This is a genomic window from Streptomyces alanosinicus, assembly GCF_014650595.1.
Taxonomy (GTDB): Bacteria; Actinomycetota; Actinomycetes; order Streptomycetales; family Streptomycetaceae; genus Streptomyces; species Streptomyces alanosinicus.
The window spans coordinates 351,356-372,888 of record NZ_BMVG01000004.1 but is presented as its reverse complement, the minus strand read 5'-3'; the positions used below and the strand labels follow the sequence as shown (position 1 = coordinate 372,888).

General features: G+C 70.6%; 20 protein-coding genes and 1 pseudogene. 1 reads left to right on the top strand and 20 read right to left on the bottom strand.

Annotated features, from left to right (window positions below):
* Positions 1 to 80: 80 nt before the first annotated feature.
* From metK to pyrR, 13 genes and pseudogenes are all read right to left on the bottom strand, one after another.
* Positions 81 to 1,289 carry a methionine adenosyltransferase gene (gene metK / locus IE277_RS12525; protein ID WP_189951585.1) on the bottom strand — a complete coding sequence of 403 codons (1,209 nt, stop codon included), beginning with the start codon at positions 1,287 to 1,289 and terminating at the stop codon, positions 81 to 83.
* Between the two features lie 271 nt (positions 1,290 to 1,560).
* Complete coding sequence (gene coaBC / locus IE277_RS12520) at positions 1,561 to 2,763, bottom strand: bifunctional phosphopantothenoylcysteine decarboxylase/phosphopantothenate--cysteine ligase CoaBC (protein WP_189951805.1); 1,203 nt, start codon at positions 2,761 to 2,763, stop codon at positions 1,561 to 1,563.
* Between the two features lie 126 nt (positions 2,764 to 2,889).
* A complete protein-coding gene (gene rpoZ / locus IE277_RS12515) occupies positions 2,890 to 3,162 on the bottom strand; it encodes a DNA-directed RNA polymerase subunit omega (RefSeq protein ID WP_005319902.1) in 273 nt (90 codons plus the stop codon).
* Between the two features lie 38 nt (positions 3,163 to 3,200).
* Positions 3,201 to 3,791 (bottom strand): annotated as a pseudogene (gmk, locus tag IE277_RS12510) (guanylate kinase); the annotation flags it as partial.
* Positions 3,792 to 3,831: 40 nt separating this feature from the next.
* A complete protein-coding gene (locus tag IE277_RS12505) occupies positions 3,832 to 4,155 on the bottom strand; it encodes an integration host factor (protein WP_003977346.1) in 324 nt (107 codons plus the stop codon).
* A gap of 301 nt (positions 4,156 to 4,456) precedes the next feature.
* Positions 4,457 to 5,302, bottom strand: coding sequence for an orotidine-5'-phosphate decarboxylase (pyrF, locus tag IE277_RS12500; RefSeq protein WP_189951802.1), 846 nt, complete (start codon positions 5,300 to 5,302; stop codon positions 4,457 to 4,459).
* A 14-nt stretch (positions 5,303 to 5,316) separates the two neighbouring features.
* Positions 5,317 to 6,423, bottom strand: a complete 1,107-nt coding sequence (locus IE277_RS12495) for a quinone-dependent dihydroorotate dehydrogenase (RefSeq protein WP_189951581.1) — start codon at positions 6,421 to 6,423, stop codon at positions 5,317 to 5,319.
* 51 nt (positions 6,424 to 6,474) lie between these two features.
* Positions 6,475 to 9,783 carry a carbamoyl-phosphate synthase large subunit gene (gene carB / locus IE277_RS12490; protein ID WP_189951578.1) on the bottom strand — a complete coding sequence of 1,103 codons (3,309 nt, stop codon included), beginning with the start codon at positions 9,781 to 9,783 and terminating at the stop codon, positions 6,475 to 6,477.
* A complete protein-coding gene (gene carA / locus IE277_RS12485; protein ID WP_189951576.1) occupies positions 9,776 to 10,918 on the bottom strand; it encodes a glutamine-hydrolyzing carbamoyl-phosphate synthase small subunit in 1,143 nt (380 codons plus the stop codon). The genes carB and carA overlap by 8 nt, the downstream gene beginning before the upstream one ends.
* Positions 10,915 to 11,475, bottom strand: coding sequence for a PH-like domain-containing protein (locus IE277_RS12480; RefSeq protein WP_189951574.1), 561 nt, complete (start codon positions 11,473 to 11,475; stop codon positions 10,915 to 10,917). The genes carA and IE277_RS12480 overlap by 4 nt, the downstream gene beginning before the upstream one ends.
* A complete protein-coding gene (locus IE277_RS12475) occupies positions 11,472 to 12,758 on the bottom strand; it encodes a dihydroorotase (RefSeq protein ID WP_189951572.1) in 1,287 nt (428 codons plus the stop codon). Before IE277_RS12475 ends, IE277_RS12480 begins: the two co-directional genes overlap by 4 nt.
* Positions 12,759 to 12,762: 4 nt before the next feature.
* Positions 12,763 to 13,743 (bottom strand): aspartate carbamoyltransferase catalytic subunit, encoded by a 981-nt coding sequence (locus tag IE277_RS12470; protein WP_189951570.1) that lies wholly within the window; start codon positions 13,741 to 13,743, stop codon positions 12,763 to 12,765.
* 92 nt (positions 13,744 to 13,835) lie between these two features.
* On the bottom strand, positions 13,836 to 14,417 hold the full coding sequence (pyrR, locus tag IE277_RS12465; protein WP_189951568.1) for a bifunctional pyr operon transcriptional regulator/uracil phosphoribosyltransferase PyrR: 582 nt from the start codon (positions 14,415 to 14,417) through the stop codon (positions 13,836 to 13,838).
* A gap of 262 nt (positions 14,418 to 14,679) precedes the next feature.
* Here pyrR and bldD point away from each other — a divergent pair, with 262 nt between their 5' ends.
* A complete protein-coding gene (gene bldD / locus IE277_RS12460; protein ID WP_014671524.1) occupies positions 14,680 to 15,183 on the top strand; it encodes a transcriptional regulator BldD in 504 nt (167 codons plus the stop codon).
* 154 nt (positions 15,184 to 15,337) lie between these two features.
* Here bldD and nusB read toward each other — a convergent pair whose 3' ends face one another.
* The 7 genes from nusB to aroC all read right to left on the bottom strand — a co-directional run bounded on the left by nusB (position 15,338) and on the right by aroC (position 21,511).
* A complete protein-coding gene (nusB, locus tag IE277_RS12455; RefSeq protein ID WP_189951566.1) occupies positions 15,338 to 15,772 on the bottom strand; it encodes a transcription antitermination factor NusB in 435 nt (144 codons plus the stop codon).
* A 2-nt stretch (positions 15,773 to 15,774) separates the two neighbouring features.
* Positions 15,775 to 16,341, bottom strand: coding sequence for an elongation factor P (gene efp / locus IE277_RS12450; RefSeq protein WP_189951563.1), 567 nt, complete (start codon positions 16,339 to 16,341; stop codon positions 15,775 to 15,777).
* 64 nt (positions 16,342 to 16,405) lie between these two features.
* Complete coding sequence (locus IE277_RS12445) at positions 16,406 to 17,521, bottom strand: aminopeptidase P family protein (protein WP_189951562.1); 1,116 nt, start codon at positions 17,519 to 17,521, stop codon at positions 16,406 to 16,408.
* Between the two features lie 124 nt (positions 17,522 to 17,645).
* On the bottom strand, positions 17,646 to 18,545 hold the full coding sequence (locus tag IE277_RS12440; protein ID WP_189951560.1) for a Pro-rich N-terminal domain-containing protein: 900 nt from the start codon (positions 18,543 to 18,545) through the stop codon (positions 17,646 to 17,648).
* A 178-nt stretch (positions 18,546 to 18,723) separates the two neighbouring features.
* Positions 18,724 to 19,815, bottom strand: coding sequence for a 3-dehydroquinate synthase (aroB, locus tag IE277_RS12435; protein ID WP_189951558.1), 1,092 nt, complete (start codon positions 19,813 to 19,815; stop codon positions 18,724 to 18,726).
* Positions 19,812 to 20,330: a shikimate kinase gene (locus IE277_RS12430; RefSeq protein ID WP_189951556.1), complete on the bottom strand. Its 519-nt coding sequence runs from the start codon at positions 20,328 to 20,330 to the stop codon at positions 19,812 to 19,814. The genes aroB and IE277_RS12430 overlap by 4 nt, the downstream gene beginning before the upstream one ends.
* Entirely contained in the window at positions 20,327 to 21,511 is a 1,185-nt protein-coding gene (gene aroC, locus IE277_RS12425; RefSeq protein ID WP_189951554.1) for a chorismate synthase, read from the bottom strand. Before aroC ends, IE277_RS12430 begins: the two co-directional genes overlap by 4 nt.
* Between the last annotated feature and the right edge of the window lie 22 nt (positions 21,512 to 21,533).

Below are 21,533 nucleotides of genomic sequence, written 5' to 3'. Positions count from 1 at the left end.
CAGGTTCTGTGACATACGACACGTCGAGGCCCGGCCCCCGGGAAACGGGAGTCGGGCCTCGGCGAGAGGAAGGCGCGGGCCTACAGGCCCACGGCCGTGCGCAGGGCGTCCACGCGGTCCGTGCGCTCCCAGGTGAAGTCGGGCAGCTCGCGGCCGAAGTGGCCGTAGGCGGCCGTCTGGGAGTAGATCGGGCGGAGCAGGTCGAGGGCGCGGATGATCGCGGCCGGACGGAGGTCGAAGACCTCCTCGATCGCCTTCTCGATCTTCTCGGCGTCGACCTTGGCGGTGCCGAAGGTCTCCACGAAGAGACCGACCGGCTCGGCCTTGCCGATCGCGTAGGCGACCTGCACCTCGCAGCGCGAGGCCAGGCCCGCCGCCACCACGTTCTTCGCGACCCAGCGCATCGCGTACGCGGCCGAGCGGTCCACCTTGGACGGGTCCTTGCCGGAGAAGGCGCCGCCGCCGTGGCGGGCCATGCCGCCGTAGGTGTCGATGATGATCTTGCGGCCGGTGAGGCCGGCGTCGCCCATCGGGCCGCCGATCTCGAAGCGGCCGGTCGGGTTGACCAGCAGCCGGTAGCCGTCGGTGTCCAGCTTGATGCCCTCGTCCAGCAGCGCCTTCAGCTCCGGCTCGACGACGAACTCGCGGATGTCGGGCGCCAGCAGCGACTCCAGGTCGATGTCGCTCGCGTGCTGGGAGGAGACGACCACCGTGTCGAGACGGACGGCCTTGTCGCCGTCGTACTCGATGGTGACCTGCGTCTTGCCGTCCGGGCGCAGGTAGGGGATGGTGCCGTTCTTGCGGACCTCGGACAGCCGCTTCGACAGGCGGTGCGCCAGGAAGATCGGCAGCGGCATCAGGGTGGGCGTCTCGTCCGACGCGTAGCCGAACATCAGGCCCTGGTCGCCGGCGCCCTGCTTGTCCAGCTCGTCCTCGTCACCCTCGACCCGGGACTCGTACGCCGTGTCGACGCCCTGCGCGATGTCCGGGGACTGCGCGCCGATCGACACCGAGACACCGCAGGAGGCGCCGTCGAAGCCCTTCTTGGAGGAGTCGTAACCGATCTCCAGGATCTTGTTGCGGACCAGGGTCGCGATGTCCGCGTAGGCCTTGGTCGTCACCTCGCCGGCCACATGGACCAGGCCGGTGGTGATCAACGTTTCGACGGCGACCCGGGAGGTCGGGTCCTCGCGCAGAAGCGCGTCAAGAATGGTGTCGCTGATCTGGTCAGCGATCTTGTCGGGGTGGCCCTCGGTCACGGACTCCGAGGTGAACAGGCGACGGGACACAACGCTCCCTGTGGTTGCAGCGGCTGCTGGCTGATCATTTGCGGCGACGCGCGGGGCTGCGCCCGGCGTCGACCGTGAACAGTTTATCGGTCGCACTCGGCCGATGGGCCACCGTCTCGCCTCTCGGGAGCGCTGTGACCTGCGGCACGGGCATTCTGCACAATGCCGGGCGGCGTTGACCAGGGCCGCCACACCCGATTTGATCGTTCGCCGGGCCCGCCGTCAACGGGTCCTCGCGAACGAACCGGGCCACGCCGAAGGCGCGCGGAGCTCAGCGGAGCCGCCCTGCGACCAGGTCCCAGACCGTGTCGGCGAGGGCTTCCTTGGGGCCGTGCGGCACCGGTGTCTCGCTGCCGTCGGCGCCCAGCACCACGGCCTCGTTCTCCTCGGAACCGAACGTCTTACGCTCCCCCACCTCGTTGACGACGAGGAGGTCGCAGCCTTTGCGGGCGAGTTTGGTGCGGCCGTTGGCGAGGACGTCGTCGGTCTCGGCGGCGAAGCCGACGATCACCTGGCCGGGGCGGGCGCGGTCGGCCGAGATCTCCGCGAGGATGTCCGGATTTCGCACCAGGACGATCGGCTCGGGCTCCTGGCCGTCCTTCTTCTTGATCTTGCCCGAGGCGTACTGCGCCGGGCGGAAGTCGGCCACCGCGGCGGCCATGACGACCGCGTCGGCGTCCGCCGCCGCCTTCAGGACGGCTTCGCGCAGCTGGACCGCCGTGCCGACCGGTACGACGTCCACGCCCGCCGGGTCGGGCAGGCCGGCGTTGGCCGCGATCAGCGTGACCCGGGCGCCGCGGGCGGCGGCGGTGCGCGCGAGGGCGTAGCCCTGCTTGCCGGAGGAGCGGTTGCCGAGGAAGCGGACCGGGTCGAGGGGCTCGCGGGTGCCGCCGGCGGAGACGACGACGTGGCGCCCCGCGAGGTCGGGCTCGGTGACGCCCCGGGCCAGCACCCGGCGGCAGACCTCGAAGATCTCCGCGGGGTCGGGCAGCCGGCCCTTGCCGGTGTCGACGCCGGTGAGCCGGCCGACGGCGGGCTCGATGACGACGGCGCCGCGCCGGCGCAGCGTGGCCACGTTCTCCTGGGTGGCCGGGTGCTCCCACATCTCGGTGTGCATGGCGGGCGCGAGGACGACCGGGCAGCGGGCGGTCAGGAGGGTGTTGGTCAGCAGGTCGTCGGCGAGGCCGTGGGCGGCCTTGGCGAGCATGTCGGCCGTGGCGGGCGCGACGACCACCAGGTCGGCGTGCTGGCCGATGCGGACGTGCGGGACCTCGTGGACGTCGTCCCAGACCTCCGTCGAGACGGGGTTGCCGGACAGGGCGGACCAGGTGGCGGCACCGACGAAGTGCAGCGCGGAGGCGGTGGGCACCACGCGGACGTCATGGCCCGACTCCGTGAACCTTCTCAGCAGCTCACAGGCCTTGTACGCGGCGATGCCGCCGCTGACCCCCAGGACCACCCTCGGCTTGTCCACCATCTCTCCCCGGCTCGGCAACGTACGTGACGACACGTACGGGTCCATCACACACCACAGGCCCGGCAATGTGCTGCCGGGCCTGTGGACAAGTCGGTCGCAGTCTGAAAGTACGACTGCGCGGGACTACTGGGCGGGGCCCTCGATGGCCTCGGACGTCAGCAGACCCGCGTTGATCTCGCGCAGCGCGATCGAGAGCGGCTTCTCGTGGACGTGGGTGTCGACGAGCGGACCGACGTACTCGAGGAGGCCCTCGCCGAGCTGGGAGTAGTACGCGTTGATCTGACGGGCGCGCTTGGCGGCGTAGATCACAAGGCTGTACTTGGAGTCGGTGGCCTCAAGCAACTCGTCGATCGGCGGGTTGATGATGCCCTCGGGCGCGGTGATGGAAGAGGACACGCTCTACCTTCCGAAAGAGGGAAAAAGATCAGTCACGGTCACACAACGTCCATCAAGGCTAGCAGCTCGCGGGCCACGTCCTCGACAGAGGTGTTGACCAAGGTCGTATGGAACTCCGGCTCGGCCGCCAATTCGGTCCTGGCAGCCGCGAGGCGGCGCTCGATGACCTCGGGCGGCTCGGTGCCCCGGCCGGTCAGCCTGCGCACCAGCTCCTCCCAGGAGGGCGGAGCCAGGAACACCAGCTGAGCGTCGGACATCGACTCCCGCACCTGCCGGGCGCCCTGGAGGTCGATCTCCAGCAGCACGGGCTCGCCGTTCTCCAGCCGCTCCAGCACGGCCGCGCGGGGCGTGCCGTAGCGGTTCCCGGCGAACTCGGCCCACTCCAGCAGCTCGCCGTTGGCGATCAGCTTGTCCATCTCCTCGTCGGTGACGAAGAAGTAGTGGACTCCGTGCTGCTCGCCGGGGCGCGGCTTACGGGTCGTGGCCGACACCGAGAGCCAGACCTCAGGGTGTTCCTTGCGCATATGGGCGACGACCGTGCTCTTGCCGACCCCCGAGGGGCCGGAGAGCACGGTCAGCCGCGGACGTTCACTCATGCAGCGATTATTCCAGCAATCCCGGAGTGCCCGGGACTCCCGGTCCTACTCCCCGGACGCCGGGGAGGGGACCTCAGGAGCCGGTGCTGCCGAACTCACGCTCCAGGGAAGCGATCTGGTTGGAACCGAGACCGCGCACGCGGCGGCTCTCGGAGATACCCAGACGCTCCATGATCTGCTTGGCGCGGACCTTGCCCACGCCCGGCAGGGACTCGAGCAGTGCGGAGACCTTCATCTTGCCGATGACGTCATTCTCCTGACCCTGCTTGATGACCTCGTGCAGGGAGGCGCCGGAGTGCTTGAGTCGATTCTTGACCTCGGCCCGCTCCCGGCGAGCCGCGGCGGCCTTTTCGAGCGCGGCTGCGCGCTGTTCGGGGGTAAGGGGCGGAAGAGCCACGCCTACGTCACCTCGGATGTCGAACTGTCGGATACGGACCGGTGAGGAACCTAGTCGCCCCACACCTGGGGAGCTACGAGCAACACGCTTCGCCCGTTCTCCCCCACTACTTAATGGGCGTGGGGGTATCCCCACTGCTCGGAGACTAGCGGTCAAGTCCGCCAGAGTCAGCGAGAACAGCGGAAAAGTCCTGGTCAGCCTCCACCAGGACGGACATTTCAGACATAATGCCCCCGATTTGAGGATGTATTCACACTCAAGTCGCCGGACCGCCGCTCGCCAGGGGCGTTCATCGGAGGAATCAGGCGCCCGCGACGGCGACCTGGATCTCCTCCGCGAAGCGCTCCGCGGCCGTGCGCAGCGCCCCCGTGTCCGGGCCGTGCCGCAGCACGCCCCGGCTGACGTTCGGAACGACGTTGCGCAACGCCGGTCCGAACACCTTCGGAAGATCGGCCGGCGTGGCGCCCTGCGCGCCGACACCGGGCGCGAGAAGCGGGCCGTTGATGGCGAGGTCGTAGGACGACAGGTCGCCGACCGTGGCGCCGACGACGGCCCCGAAGGAGCCGAGCGGCTCCTCCCCGGCGTTCTCGGCGGCCAGGTGGGCCAGCATGGTCGCGGCCACGGTGCGGCCGTCCGCGCGGATCGCGTGCTGCACCTCGGGGCCCTCCGGGTTCGAGGTCAGCGCCAGCACGAAGAGGCCGGCGCCGCTCTCCCGGGCCAGCGCGACGGCCGGGCTGAGCGAGCCGTAGCCGAGGTACGGCGAGACGGTCAGGGCGTCGGAGAACAGCGGGGCGTCCTTGTGCAGGAAGGCCTCCGCGTAGCCGGCCATGGTCGAGCCGATGTCGCCGCGCTTGGCGTCCGTCACGACCAGGGTGCCGGCGGCACGCGCCTCCTGGACGGTCTTCTCCAGGACCGCGATGCCCCGGGAGCCGAAGCGCTCGAAGAAGGCGACCTGCGGCTTCAGCACGGCGACCCGGTCGGCCACAGCCTCGACGACGGTGCGGCTGAACCGCTCCAGACCGGCCACGTCGTCGTTCAGGCCCCACTCGGCGAGCAGGGAAGCGTGCGGGTCGATGCCGACGCACAGCGGGCCGCGCTCGTCCATGGCGCGGCGCAGCCGGGCGCCGAAGGGCTCGGAAGAGGTCATGCCGGTCATCGGGGTCATCGGGGCTTCCTCACGTCGGCGCCGACCGCGTCGGCGAGGGTGGCGTACGGGCTGGTGCGCAGACGGGCGGCGAGGCCCTTGTGGATGGCACGGGACCAGAAGGGGCCCTCGTAGACGAAGGCGCTGTAGCCCTGGATCAGCGTGGCGCCGGCCAGGATGCGCTGCCAGGCGTCCTCGGCACTCTCGATGCCGCCGACGCCCACGAGCGTGATCCGGTCCCCCACGCGCGCGTACAGCCGGCGCAGGACCTCCAGGGAGCGCGCCTTGAGCGGGGCTCCGGACAGACCGCCGGTCTCCTTCGCCAGCGAGGGTTCGCAGGACAGTCCGAGGCTCTCGCGCGCGATGGTGGTGTTGGTCGCGATGATGCCGTCCAGGCCCAGCTCCACGGCCAGGTCGGCGATGGCGTCGATGTCCTCGTCGGCGAGGTCCGGGGCGATCTTCACGAGCAGCGGGACACGGCGGCCCGCGACCGTACGGTCGGCGGCCTCGCGCACGGCGCTCAGCAGCGGCCGCAGCGCCTCCGTGGCCTGCAGATTGCGCAGGCCGGGCGTGTTCGGCGAGGAGACGTTGACGACCAGGTAGTCGGCGTACGGTGCGAGGCGCTCGGCGGACTTCACATAGTCGCCGACGGCCTCGGCCTCCGGGACGACCTTCGTCTTGCCGATGTTGACACCCACGACCGTCCGGAAGACCGGCCGGCGCGTGGCGAGGCGGGCCGCCACGGCCAGCGAGCCGTCGTTGTTGAAGCCCATGCGGTTGATCAGCGCGCGGTCCGCGACAAGGCGGAACAGCCGCTTCCTGGGGTTGCCGGGCTGCGGCTCGCCGGTGACCGTGCCGATCTCGACGTGGTCGAAGCCCAGCATCGACATCCCGTCGACCGCGACGGCGTTCTTGTCGAAGCCGGCGGCGAGCCCGAACGGGCCGTGCATCCGCAGGCCGAGCGCCTCCGTGCGCAGCTCCTTGTGGCGGGGCGCGAGGGCGGCCGCGACGAAGGTGCGCAGCACCGGGATGCGGACGGCCAGGCGGATCCAGCGGAAGGCCAGGTAGTGGGCCTGCTCGGGGTCCATGCGCTGGAAGACGAGCTTGAAAAAGATCTTGTACATGGTGTCCTCATGAAGAGGGGGACACCGTTTCCGGTGTCCCCCTCAGGGCTGCTAGTCGCGGGCCGCGGTCAGGTGTTCCGCGTGTTCCTGGAGCGAACGGACGCCTACGTCACCGTGGTTGAGGGCGTCGATGCCCTGGACCGCCGCGGCGAGCGCCTGCACCGTGGTCAGGCACGGCACGGAGCGGGCCACCGCCGCCGTACGGATGTCGTAGCCGTCGAGGCGGCCGCCGGTGCCGTACGGCGTGTTGACGATGAGGTCGACCTCGCCGTCGTGGATCAGCTGGACGATGGTCCGCTCGCCGTTCGGGCCGGTGCCCTCGGACTGCTTGCGCACGACGGTGGCGTTGATGCCGTTGCGCTTGAGGACCTCGGCGGTGCCGGAGGTGGCGAGCAGCTCGAAGCCGTGCGCGACCAGCTCACGCGCCGGGAAGATCATCGAGCGCTTGTCGCGGTTGGCGACCGAGATGAACGCGCGGCCCTTGGTGGGCAGCGGGCCGTAGGCGCCCGCCTGCGACTTGGCGTACGCCGTGCCGAAGACGGAGTCGATGCCCATGACCTCGCCGGTGGAGCGCATCTCCGGACCGAGGACGGTGTCGACGCCGCGGCCCTGGATGTCGCGGAAGCGCGACCAGGGCATCACGGCCTCCTTGACGGAGATCGGCGCGTCCAGCGGCAGCTCGCCGCCGTCGCCGTTCGCCGGGAGCAGGCCCTCGGCGCGCAGCTCGGCGATGGTCGCGCCCAGGGAGATCCGGGCGGCGGCCTTGGCGAGCGGCACCGCGGTCGCCTTCGAGGTGAAGGGGACGGTGCGGGAGGCGCGCGGGTTGGCCTCCAGGACGTACAGGATGTCGCCGGCCATCGCGAACTGGATGTTGATCAGGCCGCGCACGCCGACGCCCTTGGCGATGGCCTCGGTGGAGGCGCGCAGGCGCTTGATGTCGAAGCCGCCGAGGGTGATCGGGGGCAGGGCGCACGCAGAGTCGCCGGAGTGGATGCCGGCCTCCTCGATGTGCTCCATGACACCGCCGAGGTACAGCTCCTCGCCGTCGTAGAGCGCGTCGACGTCGATCTCGATCGCGTCGTCCAGGAAGCGGTCGACGAGGACCGGCCGGGAGGGGCTGATCTCGGTCGACTCGGCGATGTAGGAGGCGAGGCGGGTCTCGTCGTAGACGATCTCCATGCCGCGCCCGCCCAGCACGTACGACGGGCGGACCAGGACCGGGTAGCCGATCTCGTCGGCGATGGCCTTCGCACCCGCGAAGGTGGTGGCCGTGCCGTGCTTCGGGGCCGGCAGGCCCGCCTCGGCGAGGACGCGCCCGAAGGCGCCGCGGTCCTCGGCCGCGTGGATGGCCTCGGGGGACGTGCCGACGATCGGTACGCCGTTGTCCTTCAGGGCCTGGGACAGGCCCAGCGGGGTCTGTCCGCCCAGCTGGACGATGACGCCCGCGACCGGCCCGGCCTGCTGCTCGGCGTGGACGATCTCCAGCACGTCCTCCAGCGTCAGCGGCTCGAAGTACAGCCGGTCGGAGGTGTCGTAGTCGGTGGAGACGGTCTCCGGGTTGCAGTTGACCATCACCGTCTCGTACCCCGCGTCGCTCAGCGCGAAGGAGGCGTGGACACAGGAGTAGTCGAACTCGATGCCCTGGCCGATGCGGTTCGGGCCGGAGCCGAGGATGATGACGGCCGGCTTCTCGCGGGTCGCGACCTCGGACTCCTCGTCGTAGGCCGAGTAGAAGTACGGCGTCCTCGCGGCGAACTCGGCGGCGCAGGTGTCGACCGTCTTGTAGACCGGGCGGATGCCGAGGGTGTGCCGGACCTCGCGGACGACGTCCTCGCGCAGGCCGCGGATCTCGCCGATCTGCTGGTCGGAGAAGCCGTGCCGCTTGGCGTCGGCGAGCAGCTCGGAGGTCAGTTCCGGCGCGTGCGCCAGCTCGTCCGCGATCTCCTTGATCAGGAAGAGCTGGTCCACGAACCAGGGGTCGATCTTCGTGTACTCGAAGATCTCCTCCGGGGTGGCGCCGGCACGGATGGCCTGCATGACCGTGTTGATCCGGCCGTCGGTGGGGCGTACGGCCTCGCGCAGCAGGGCGTCCTTGTCGCCCGTCTCGCCGACGAAGGTGAACTGGCTGCCCTTCTTCTCCAGCGAGCGCAGCGCCTTCTGGAAGGCCTCGGGGAAGTTACGGCCGATGGCCATGGCCTCGCCGACCGACTTCATGGTGGTGGTCAGCGTGGAGTCGGCCTGCGGGAACTTCTCGAACGCGAATCGCGGAGCCTTGACGACCACATAGTCGAGCGTGGGCTCGAAGGAGGCCGGAGTCTCCTGCGTGATGTCGTTCGGGATCTCGTCCAGCGTGTAGCCGACGGCGAGCTTGGCGGCGATCTTCGCGATCGGGAAGCCGGTCGCCTTGGAGGCGAGCGCCGAGGACCGCGACACGCGCGGGTTCATCTCGATGACGATCACGCGGCCGTCCTCGGGGTTCACCGCGAACTGGATGTTGCAGCCGCCGGTGTCGACGCCGACCTCGCGGATGACGGCGATGCCGATGTCCCGCAGGATCTGGTACTCACGGTCGGTCAGCGTCATCGCGGGCGCGACGGTGATCGAGTCGCCGGTGTGCACGCCCATCGGGTCGAAGTTCTCGATGGAGCAGACGACCACGACGTTGTCGTGCTTGTCGCGCATGAGCTCCAGCTCGTACTCCTTCCAGCCGAGGATGGACTCCTCCAGGAGCACCTCGGTGGTCGGCGAGAGGGTGAGTCCCTGGCCGGCGATGCGGCGCAGCTCCTCCTCGTCGTGCGCGAAACCGGAGCCGGCGCCGCCCATGGTGAAGGACGGGCGGACGACGACCGGGTAGCCGCCGAGCTCGTCGACGCCCTTGAGGACGTCGTCCATGGAGTGGCAGATCACCGAGCGGGCGGACTCGCCGTGCCCGATCTTGGCGTTGACGGCCTCGACGACGGCCTTGAACAGGTCGCGGTCCTCGCCCTTGTGGATGGCCTCGGGCTTGGCGCCGATCAGCTCGACGCCGTACTTCTCCAGGGCGCCGTTCTCATGCAGCGAGATGGCGGTGTTCAGGGCCGTCTGGCCGCCCAGGGTGGGCAGCAGGGCGTCGGGGCGCTCCTTGGCGATGATCTTCTCGACGAACTCCGGAGTGATCGGCTCGACGTACGTGGCGTCGGCGATCTCCGGGTCGGTCATGATCGTCGCCGGGTTGGAGTTGACGAGGATCACGCGCAGGCCCTCGGCGCGCAGGATGCGGCACGCCTGGGTGCCGGAGTAGTCGAACTCGGCGGCCTGGCCGATGACGATCGGGCCGGAGCCGATGACCAGGACGGACTGGATATCGGTGCGCTTAGGCACGCTGGCCCTCCATCAGGGAGACGAAGCGGTCGAACAGGTAGGCGGCGTCATGCGGGCCCGCGGCCGCTTCAGGGTGGTACTGGACGGAGAAGGCCGGCTGGTCGAGCAGCTGCAGCCCCTCCACGACGTTGTCGTTCAGGCAGACGTGCGAGACCTCGGCGCGGCCGAACGTGGTCTCGCTGACCTGGTCGAGCGGCGCGTCCACGGCGAAGCCGTGGTTGTGCGCGGTGACCTCGACCTTGCCGGTCGTACGGTCCTGGACCGGCTGGTTGATGCCCCGGTGGCCGTACTTCAGCTTGTAGGTGCCGAAGCCGAGCGCGCGGCCGAGGATCTGGTTGCCGAAGCAGATGCCGAACAGCGGCGTCCTCCGCTCCAGGACGGCGGTCATCAGGGCGACCGGGCCGTCGGCGGTGGCCGGGTCACCGGGACCGTTGGAGAAGAACACGCCGTCCGGGGCGACGGCGTAGATGTCGTCGGCCGTGGCGGTGGCGGGCAGGACGTGCACCTCGATGCCGCGCTCGGCCATGCGGTGCGGGGTCATGCCCTTGATGCCGAGGTCGATCGCGGCGACGGTGAAGCGCTTCTCGCCGATCGCCGGGACGACGTACGCCTCCTTGGCCGCGACCTCCTCGTACAGGCTCAGGCCCTTCATGCGGGGCTGGGCCTGCACGCGCTCCAGCAGCTCGGCCTCGGGGGCGATCGCCTCGCCGGAGAAGACGCCGGCGCGCATGGAGCCACGCTCGCGCAGGTGGCGGGTGAGGGCGCGGGTGTCGATCCCGGAGATGCCGACCACGCCCTGGGCGACCAGCTCGTCGTCCAGGGAGCGCTTGGCGCGCCAGTTGGACGGCACGCGCGCGGGGTCGCGCACGACGTAACCGGAGACCCAGATGCGGCTCGACTCGTCGTCCTCGTCGTTCCAGCCCGTGTTGCCGATCTGCGGGGCGGTCGCGACGACGATCTGACGGTCGTACGAGGGGTCGGTCAGGGTTTCCTGGTAGCCGGTCATGCCGGTGGAGAACACGGCCTCGCCGAAGGTCTCCCCCACGGCCCCGTAGGCACGGCCGCGGAAGATGCGGCCGTCCTCCAGGACGAGTACGGCGGGAACCCTTGCGGCTCCCCTTGTGGAGGTCGTCATCGTGCGCCTTCCGTGTCGTTGATCATCTGGTTCAGGGTGTCGACCCACTCGGTGTGCTCGGCCGCGTGGTCGGAGCGGAAGCCGGAGTCGATCAGTTTGCCGCCGAGCGCCCAGGTCACCACCAGCAGGCCGTCCTCGGTGAGGACCTTGCCGGCGATGCCCTTGTCGAGCCGGGCCCCGCGCAGCGCGGCGGCGGGGACGAAGAAGTCGCTTGCTCCGGGTCGCTCGACCTGCAGGCCCTCCTCCGTCAGGGTGAGCTCGGCCCGGCTGCGGGTGCCCAGGCCGTGCGCCACGATGCGGTCCAGCCACTGCCCCGCGGTGGTGGAGCCGTGGTAGCGGCCGCTCAGCTCAAGTTTCGCCGGGCCGGTCTCCTCCGGCGCGCTGGGCGGCGCCGGCAGGTCGCTCTGCAGGGTGCCACGCCACTTCCAGCCCTCGCGCATCAGCCAGTAGACGAGCGCGATGAACAGGGCGAGTCCGACGAGCCAGCCGATGCGGGCCGGCCAGTCGGTGACGTCGGCCGACTTCTTGGCCTCGGCCAGCAGGATTACAGGTGTCACGTGAGCTTCCCGTCGACGAGCGTGGCCTTGCCCCGCAGCCACGTGTGCGTCACACGGCCCGGCAGCTCACGCCCCTGGTAGGGGGTGTTGCGGCTGCGCGAGGCGAAGCCCGCGGGGTCCACCTGGCCACGGTATTCCGTGTCGACGAGGGTGAGGTTGGCGGGCTCACCGGCCGAGACGGGACGGCCGTGCCCGGTGGCCTGTCCGATCTGCGCGGGCTTGACGGACATGCGGTCGGCGACGCCGGCCCAGTCCAGCAGACCCGTGTCGACCATGGTCTCCTGGACCACTGACAACGCGGTCTCCAGGCCCACCATCCCCATGGCGGCCGCGGCCCACTCGCAGTCCTTGTCCTCGTGCGGGTGCGGGGCGTGGTCGGTGGCGACGATGTCGATCGTGCCGTCGGCGAGCGCGCCGCGCAGGGCGTGCACGTCCCGCTCGGTGCGCAGCGGCGGGTTGACCTTGTAGACGGGGTTGTACGTCCGCACCAGCTCGTCGGTGAGGAGCAGGTGGTGCGGGGTGACCTCGGCGGTGACGTCGATGCCGCGGGACTTGGCCCAGCGGACGATCTCCACGGACCCCGCGGTCGACAGGTGGCAGATGTGGACGCGGGAGCCGACGTGCTCGGCGAGCAGGACATCCCGGGCGATGATCGATTCTTCGGCCACCGCCGGCCAGCCTCCGAGCCCCAGCTCGGCGGAGACGATGCCCTCGTTCATCTGGGCGCCCTCGGTCAGCCGGGGCTCCTGGGCGTGCTGGGCGACGACACCGCCGAAGGCCTTCACGTACTCCAGGGCGCGGCGCATGATCACCGCGTCGTCCACGCACTTGCCGTCGTCGGAGAAGACGGTGACGCCGGCGGCGGACTCGTGCATGGCGCCCAGCTCGGCGAGCTTCCTGCCCTCCAGACCGACGGTGACGGCGCCGATCGGCTGGACGTCGCAGTAGCCGTGTTCCCGGCCCAGCCGGTAGACCTGCTCGACGACACCGGCGGTGTCGGCGACCGGGAACGTGTTGGCCATGGCGAAGACGGCCGTGTAGCCACCGGAGGCGGCCGCGCGCGTGCCCGTCAGCACGGTCTCGGAGTCCTCGCGGCCCGGCTCGCGCAGGTGGGTGTGCAGGTCGACGAGACCCGGCAGCAGCACCTTGCCGGCGGCCTCGACGACCTCGGCGCCCTCGGCGCTCAGCCCGGCGCCCACCCCGGCGATCGTCTCGCCGTCGATCAGCACGTCCTGCGGCTCGCCGCCGAGCACCTTCGCACCACGGATCAGGATCTTGCTCATGGTCTTACTTCTCCTCGTTGGTGCGGGCGTTGGTGACGGCGGGCTCGTTGCCGCCGAGCAGCAGGTACAGCACGGCCATGCGGATGGAGACGCCGTTGGCGACCTGCTCGACGACGGTGCAGCGGTCGGAGTCGGCGACCTCGGCGGTGATCTCCATGCCGCGGACCATCGGGCCGGGGTGCATCACGAGGGCGTGCTCGGGCATCCGCGCCATGCGCTCACCGTCGAGGCCGTAGCGGCGGGAGTACTCGCGCTCGGTCGGGAAGAAGGCGGCGTTCATCCGCTCGCGCTGGACCCGGAGCATCATCACCGCGTCGGCCTTCGGCAGCACGCTGTCGAGGTCGTACGACACCTCGCACGGCCAGGTCTGGACACCGACCGGCACCAGGGTGGGCGGGGCGACCAGGGTGACCTCGGCGCCGAGGGTGTGCAGCAGGTCGACGTTGGAGCGGGCGACCCGGCTGTGCAGGACGTCGCCGACGATGGTGATCCGCCTGCCGGACAGGTCCTGGCCGAGTCCGGCGTCCCGGCCGATCAGCCGGCGGCGCATGGTGAACGCGTCCAGCAGGGCCTGGGTGGGGTGCTGGTGGGTGCCGTCGCCGGCGTTGATGACGGCCGCGTCGATCCAGCCGGAGTTGGCGAGGCGGTACGGGGCGCCGGAGGCGCCGTGCCGGATGACCACGGCGTCGACGCCCATGGCCTCCAGGGTCTGGGCGGTGTCCTTCAGGGACTCGCCCTTGGAGACGCTCGACCCCTTGGCGGTGAAGTTGATGACATCGGCGGACAGGCGCTTCTCGGCGGCCTCGAAGGAGATCCGGGTGCGCGTGGAGTCCTCGAAGAAGAGGTTGACGATCGTGCGGCCGCGCAGGGTCGGCAGTTTCTTGATCGGCCGGTCGGCGACCCGGGCCATCTCCTCGGCGGTGTCGAGGATCAGGACGGCGTCGTCGCGGGTGAGGTCGGCGGCCGAGATGAGATGACGCTGCATCTGTCAGGCTCCGTAAGGCAGTTCATGCAGGAGATTTGGGGCAAACGGGCGCGTACGCAGGTACGCCGAAGCGAGCGTGCGCGCCTGACTTGCTACTGGCCGGTCTGCTTCACACCGAGCAGCACGGTGTCGCGACCGTCCTCCTCGGCGAGTTGGACCTTGACCGTCTCCCGCAGCGACGTGGGGAGGTTCTTGCCGACATAGTCGGCGCGGATCGGCAGTTCGCGGTGGCCCCGGTCGACCAGGACCGCGAGTTGGACCGCGCGGGGGCGCCCGATGTCGTTCAGGGCGTCGAGGGCGGCGCGGATGGTGCGGCCGGAGAAGAGCACGTCGTCGACGAGGACGACCAGCTTGCCGTCGATGCCGTCACCGGGGATGTCGGTGCGGGCCAGCGCACGCGGCGGGTGCATACGCAGGTCGTCGCGGTACATGGTGATGTCGAGCGAGCCGACCGGGATCGTGCGGTCGGTGATCTGCGCCAGCTTGACGGCGAGCCGCTGGGCGAGGAAGACACCCCGGGTGGGGATGCCGAGGAGCACCACGTCATCGGCGCCCTTGGCGCGCTCGACGATCTCGTGCGCGATACGGGTCAGCACCCGCGCGATGTCGGGGCCTTCGAGAACGGGCCGCGCATCGGACGCAGACGGGGCCGCCTGCGAGTCCTGCTTGTCCATGGGAAACGGACCTCCTTCTCCGCCTCACGGGACGGATCTTAAAGGACGTCGGATTTGCGCCATCTACCGTAGCAGGCCATGGGGAGACTTCCAGCACCCCCCTTCACCCGGTTGGCCCAATCGGCCGTCACTACCACGGAAGAGTCGGTGTGGACCATTCGGCTTGACGCAGAAGAGTCACGCTGCGTAACCTCACAGTGAGTTACCAGCCGCGCGACGGGAACACCCTCCGGTCGCGTCGACACAGTGTCCGGGGAGCTATATGTCCAGCGAATACGCCAAACAGCTCGGGGCCAAGCTCCGGGCCATCCGCACCCAGCAGGGCCTTTCCCTCCACGGTGTCGAGGAGAAGTCCCAGGGTCGCTGGAAGGCCGTGGTCGTGGGTTCGTACGAGCGTGGCGACCGCGCCGTGACCGTACAGCGGCTTGCCGAGCTGGCCGATTTCTATGGCGTTCCCGTGCAGGAGCTGCTGCCGGGCACCACGCCGGGCGGCGCCGCCGAGCCGCCGCCGAAGCTGGTCCTGGACCTGGAGCGGCTGGCCACCGTGCCGGCCGAGAAGGCGGGCCCCCTGCAGCGCTACGCGGCGACGATCCAGTCCCAGCGCGGTGACTACAACGGCAAGGTGCTCTCCATCCGCCAGGACGACCTGCGCACCCTGGCCGTCATCTACGACCAGTCCCCCTCGGTCCTGACCGAGCAGCTGATCAGCTGGGGCGTCCTCGACGCGGACGCCCGCCGCGCGGTGGCCACCCACGAAGAGGCCTGAGTCGCGCCACATCTGAGCAGAAACGTGCCGCCGGGGTGGCCGGAACTCTATGGTTCCGGCCACCCCTGCGGCGTTCTCGCGCCTCTTCTGCACACGCCGGAGGGCCCGCAGCACAGACATGCTGCGGGCCCTCCGGCGTGTCGTACGGGGCCTTCTAGGCCTCGTCCCGGCGCAGGGACGGCTTGAGCTCCTTCAGACGGCCCAGCAGGCCGTTCACGAAGGACGGAGACTCGTCGGTGGAGAATTCCTTCGCCAGCTGCACCATCTCGTCCAGGACGACGGCGTCCGGGGTCTCCTCGACCCAGATCAGCTCGTACGCGCCCAGCCGCAGGATGTTGCGGTCCACGACCGGCATCCGGTCGAGCGTCCAGCCGACCGCGTACTGGGCGATCAGCTCGTCGATACGCCTCGCGTGCTGCGCGTAGCCCTCGACCAGCTGCATCGTGTACTCGCTGACCGGTGGCTGCCGGGTGTCGGACCGCGACAGCCGCACCCAGTCGGCGAGGACCGTCAGGACGTCGGCGCCGCGCTGGTCACCCTCGAAGAGGATCTGGAAGGCGCGCTTGCGGGCCGTGTTGCGGGCAGCCACGGTTAGCTGTTCACCCGGCCGAGGTAGTCGCTGGTGCGGGTGTCGACCTTGATCTTCTCACCGGTGGTGATGAAGAGCGGAACCTGGATCTGGTGACCGGTCTCCAGGGTGGCGGGCTTGGTGCCACCGGTGGAGCGGTCGCCCTGGACGCCCGGCTCGGTCTCCTGGATGACAAGCTCGACGGCGGCGGGCAGCTCGACGAAGAGCACCTCGCCCTCGTGCTGCGCGACGGTGGCGGTGAAGCCCTCGATCAGGAAGTTCGCGGCGTCGCCGACGGCCTTCCGCTCGATGTGCAGCTGGTCGTAGGTCTCCATGTCCATGAAGACGAAGTACTCGCCGTCCATGTACGAGAACTGCATGTCGCGCTTGTCGACGGTGGCCGTTTCGACCTTGACGCCGGCGTTGAAGGTCTTGTCGACAACCTTGCCGGACAGCACGTTCTTCAGCTTGGTGCGCACGAAGGCCGGGCCCTTGCCGGGCTTGACGTGCTGGAACTCGACGACGGACCAGAGCTGGCCGCCTTCGAGCTTGAGCACCATGCCGTTCTTGAGGTCGTTCGTGGAAGCCACGGTTGCGGAATCTCCTGGACTGACGTACGACCCCGGGTCACGCGCCCAGCGGCCCTCGGGTCGCTTAGAGCGCGAGCAGCTCCTTGGTCGTGATGGTGAGTAGCTCGGGTCCGCCGTCCGCCTCGGGGCGCACGACGAGCGTGTCATCGATCCGGACACCGCCCCGGCCCGGGAGGTGGACCCCCGGTTCGACGGTGACCGGCACGCAAGCGTCCAGTTTACCCATGGACGCGGGCGCCAACTGCGGGTCCTCGTCGATTTCGAGTCCGACGCCGTGTCCGGTCAGCGGTGGCAGGGCCTCCGCATAGCCGGCGGAGTCCAGGACGTGGCGTGCCGCGCGGTCCACGTCCCGGTAGGCGGCGCCGGGTGCCAGGGACTCGCGGCCGGCGCGCTGGGCGGCGAAGACGAGGTCGTACAGCTCGATCTGCCAGTCGGCGGGCGAGGTGCCGATGACGAAGGTACGGCCGATCTCGCAGCGGTAGCCGCGATAGGTCGCGCCCAGGCACACCGTGAGGAAGTCGCCCTCCTCCACCCGCCGGTCGGTGGGGCGGTGCCCGCGGCGGCCGGAATTCGGACCGGTGGCCACGGAGGTGGCGAAGGCCGGGCCGTCGGCGCCGTGGTCCACCAGGCGGCGCTCCAGCTCCAGCGCGAGGTGCCGTTCGGTGCGGCCGACCAGGATCGACTCCAGCAGCTCGCCGAGCGCCTGGTCGGCGATCTCGGCGCCGATACGGAGACAGGAGATCTCCTCCTCGTCCTTGACCACCCTGAGCTGCTCGACGGCTCCGCCCAGGTCACCGAGGCGGAGCCCGGGCGCGACCGAGGCGATGGCCCGGTGCCGGGCGACCGTGAGGTGGTGTTCCTCGACGGCCAGCGAGTCGGCGCCCTGGGCCGTGGCCAGGTCCGCCGCCGCGACCGCGGCGTCCCCGCCGGCGCCGGCGCCGTTCGACGGGAGGACGTGCAGACGGAGGGACTCGTCGGGGCGGCCCTCGTGGCGGTCTTCGGGCGGGCCCGTGCAGACGAGGAGATCCTCGCGTTTGCCGAGCAGCAGTGCGGAGCCCTGCGGGGCTGCTGCGGCGAGATAGCGCACGTTGGCCGGGCGGGTGACGAGCGCTGCCGTGGTGCCGGCCGCGGTCACATGGTCTCTCAGCCGGGATCGGCGGGTCGCGTACACCTCTGACATGAGATGAGCGTAGGAGTTTTGTCGGGGTTGTGCCGATTTGAGGGGGCCGAGTGGGGTCTGGTGGGGTGGTGGGGTTGTCTGCCGGGTGCGGGTCGCCCCTCACGTGGGACCAGGCATCCCCTGCTCACCAGCTCGGCGGGCTCGCTATCGCTCTGGCCAGGACCTCGTCCAGGACGCGGGCCGTGCCGGGGACGTCCAGCTGGGAGTTGTCGATGATCGGCAGGCCCGAGCCGTACCAGCCGGCCATGCGGCCGTGGATACGGGCGACCTCCTCGTCGGTGAGGCGGCGGTTGCCGGTGCGTTCGGCGTTGCGCTCCAGGACGATGTCCAGGCCCGGCAGGAGGACGACCGGGAGCAGGCCGGGGCCGACATGACGCTTCCAGCCGCCGAGGCCGACCACCGGGCGGTCCGGGAAGACGGCGTCGTCCAGGATGCAGGAGATGCCGTTGGCGAGGAAGTTGCGGGCGGCGAAACCGCAGGTGCGGCGGGCCAGGCGGTACTGGGCCTCGGAGTTGTCGTTCCAGCCGGACTGGGGGTCGGCGAAGCCCGAGCGGACCCATTCGCGCACGTCGTCCAGGCTGATGTGCGCGGTGGGCACACGGCGGTGGTCCGCCCAGTACTTGGCGACGCTGGTCTTGCCCGCGCCGGCCGGGCCGATCAGCAGGACGGCCAGAGTCGTGGCCCCTGGGTCGGGGACCGCGATGGCAGCCGGGGGCGCCGCCGGCATGCCGACCGGACCGCCGGGCGGCAGCGGCACATGGCCGGTGGTATCGGGGGCCGGCGGGACCGCGACGGGCTGCGGGGCGGGAGGCTGGGCGACCGGAGGGTGGGGCGCGGGGGGCTGCGGCGGCGTGGGCGGAACGGCGCCGGCCGGCACCGGGAAGCCCGGCGGCGGGGACAGCGGGGCGGACCCCTGAGGCGCTCCCGGGTGCGGGCCCGGGTGGTGTGCGGCCGACGCCCAGCCGGCGTGCGGCACCTGCCCCGGCTGATGGGGCGGCAGCGGAGACCCGACTGCGTGCTGCATCCGTGGCCACTCCGTCTCGTACAAGGCTGTTCGTGCTGGCAGCGGGGGTGCAGCCCGCTGCCTACCGAACGGTACCGTCCCCCGCCGTCATTTGGTGAAACGGTCTGGGGCGGCCCGAAGTGCCCATTCCGCAAAGGAAGTCGAGGTCAGGAATCGGACGGACGGAACAGCCGGGGACTTACTGGCCCACTTCTCCGTACGCGGCGAGCAGGACCGCGGGGTCCGGGCCCTCCAGGACGGTCGGCTTGGCGAGGCCGTCGAGGACGATGAAGCGCAGCAGGTCGCCGCGGGACTTCTTGTCGATCTTCATCGTCTCCAGCAGCTTGGGCCACTGGTCGTAGCGGTAGTGCAGCGGGAGGCCGACCGCTTCGAGGACCGTACGGTGGCGGTCCGCCGTCGCGTCGTCCAACCGGCCCGCCAGACGGCCCAGTTCGGCGGCGAAGTGCATGCCGACCGCGACCGCGGCGCCGTGCCGCCACTTGTAGCGCTCGTTCTTCTCGATGGCGTGGCCGAGCGTGTGGCCGTAGTTGAGGATCTCGCGCAGGCCGGACTCCTTCAGGTCCGACGAGACGACCTCGGCCTTCACCCGGATCGAGCGCTCGATCAGCTCGGCCGTGTGCGGGCCCTTCGGGGTCCGGGCGGCCTCGGGGTCGGACTCGATCAGCTCCAGGATCACCGGGTCGGCGATGAAGCCGGCCTTGATGACCTCGGCGAGCCCGGAGACGTAGTCGTTGACCTGCAGGGAGTCCAGCGCGGCCAGGTCGCACAGGACACCGGCCGGCGGGTGGAAGGCGCCGACGAGGTTCTTGCCCTCGGCGGTGTTGATGCCGGTCTTGCCGCCGACCGCCGCGTCCACCATGGCGAGCACGGTGGTCGGGACGGCGATCCAGCGCACCCCGCGCAGCCAGGTCGCGGCGACGAAGCCGGCGAGGTCCGTGGTCGCACCGCCGCCCACGCCGACGACGACGTCGGAGCGGGTGAAGCCCGACTGGCCGAGCGCCTTCCAGCAGTAGGCGGCGACCTCGGCGGTCTTGGCCTCCTCGGCGTTCGGCACCTGGATGGCGACCGCCTCGTAGCCCTGCTCGGCCAGATCGGCGCGGAGCGCGTCACCGGTCTCGGCCAGTGCCTCCGGGTGGATCACCGCGACCCGCTTGGCCCTGGGGCCGATCAGCCCGGCCAGCTCGCCGAGCAGTTGGCGCCCGACCAGCACCTCGTAGGGGTCGGTGCCCGCCGTGCCGGCGACCTGGATCCGGGTGACTGCCTCGCTCATGCTTTTTTCAACTCCAGTGCGTCCAGGGCTGCTTGGGTGACCTCTTCGGGGGCGCGGCCGTCGGTCGGTACGACGGCGGTGGCGACCTCCTCGTACAGGTGGCGCCGGGCCTCCATCAGCTCGCGCCACTGCTTGCGGGGGTTGACCGCGAGCAGCGGGCGGGCCACGTTCAGGCCCGTGCGCTTGACGGCCTCCTCCACGTCCATCGAGAGGTAGACCACCCGGTGCCCGGCGAGCAGGGCGCGCGTGTCGGCGTCGAGGACGGCGCCGCCGCCGAGCGCGAGGACGCCCTCGTGCTCGGCGAGCGCGCGGTGCACGGCCCGCTTCTCGATCGCGCGGAAGACGGGCTCGCCCTCGTCGACGAAGATCTCGGCGATGGTGCGGCCCTCGGTGGCGACGATGTCCTCGTCGGTGTCCCGGTACTCGACCCCGAGGCGCTCGGCGAGCAGCCGGCCGACGGTGGACTTGCCGACACCCATCGGGCCGACCAGCACGACGGCGGACACGGCGGTCACCGGATCCGCAGGTTGTCGAGGTACGACCGCACGTTGCGCCGGGTCTCGGTCACGGAGTCGCCGCCGAACTTCTCGGCGACCGCGTCCGCGAGGACCAGCGCGACCATCGCCTCGGCGACGATACCGGCGGCCGGCACGGCGGAGACGTCGGAGCGCTGGTGGTGGGCCTGGGTGGCCTCGCCGGTGGTGACGTCGACCGTCTTCAGGGCGCGCGGCACGGTCGCGATCGGCTTCATCGCGGCCCGCACCCGCAGCAGCTCACCCGTGGTCAGGCCGCCCTCGGTACCGCCGGAGCGGCCGGAGACACGCCGGATGCCCTCCGGCGTGTTGACGATCTCGTCGTGGGCCTGGGAGCCGGGCACCCGCGCCAGCTCGAAGCCGTCGCCGATCTCCACTCCCTTGATCGCCTGGATGCCCATCAGGGCACCGGCGAGCCGGGCGTCCAGCTTGCGGTCCCAGTGCACATGCGAACCGAGGCCGACCGGGACGCCGTAGGCCAGCACCTCGACGACGCCGCCGAGGGTGTCGCCGTCCTTGTGGGCCTGGTCCACCTCCGCGACCATCGCCTTCGACGCGTCCGCGTCCAGGCAGCGCAGCGGGTCGGCGTCCAGCTTCTCGACGTCGGCGGGGGTCGGGTACACACCCTGCGGGGCCTTCACGGAGCACAGCTCGACGACATGCGAGACGATCTCGATGCCGGCCGTCTCCTTCAGGTACGAGCGGGCGACGGCGCCCAGCGCGACGCGGGCCGCGGTCTCGCGCGCCGACGCGCGTTCCAGGATCGGCCGGGCCTCGTCGAAGTCGTACTTCTGCATGCCCGCCAGATCGGCGTGGCCCGGGCGCGGCCGGGTCAGCGGGGCGTTGCGGGCCAGACCGGCGAGGATCTCGGGATCCACCGGGTCGGCCGCCATGACCTGCTCCCACTTCGGCCACTCGGTGTTGCCCACCATGATCGCGACCGGTGAACCGAGGGTCAGCCCGTGCCGGACACCGCCCAGGAAGGTGACCTCGTCCTGCTCGAACTTCATCCGCGCACCGCGGCCATAGCCGAGCCGCCGCCGCGCCAGGTGGTCCGCCACCATCTCCGTGGTGATCGGCACGCCGGCGGGAAGCCCCTCCAGCGTCGCGACAAGTGCGGGACCGTGGGACTCTCCCGCGGTCAGCCAACGCAGCCTGCTCAACGGTGCTCCTCAGTGTTCGCGC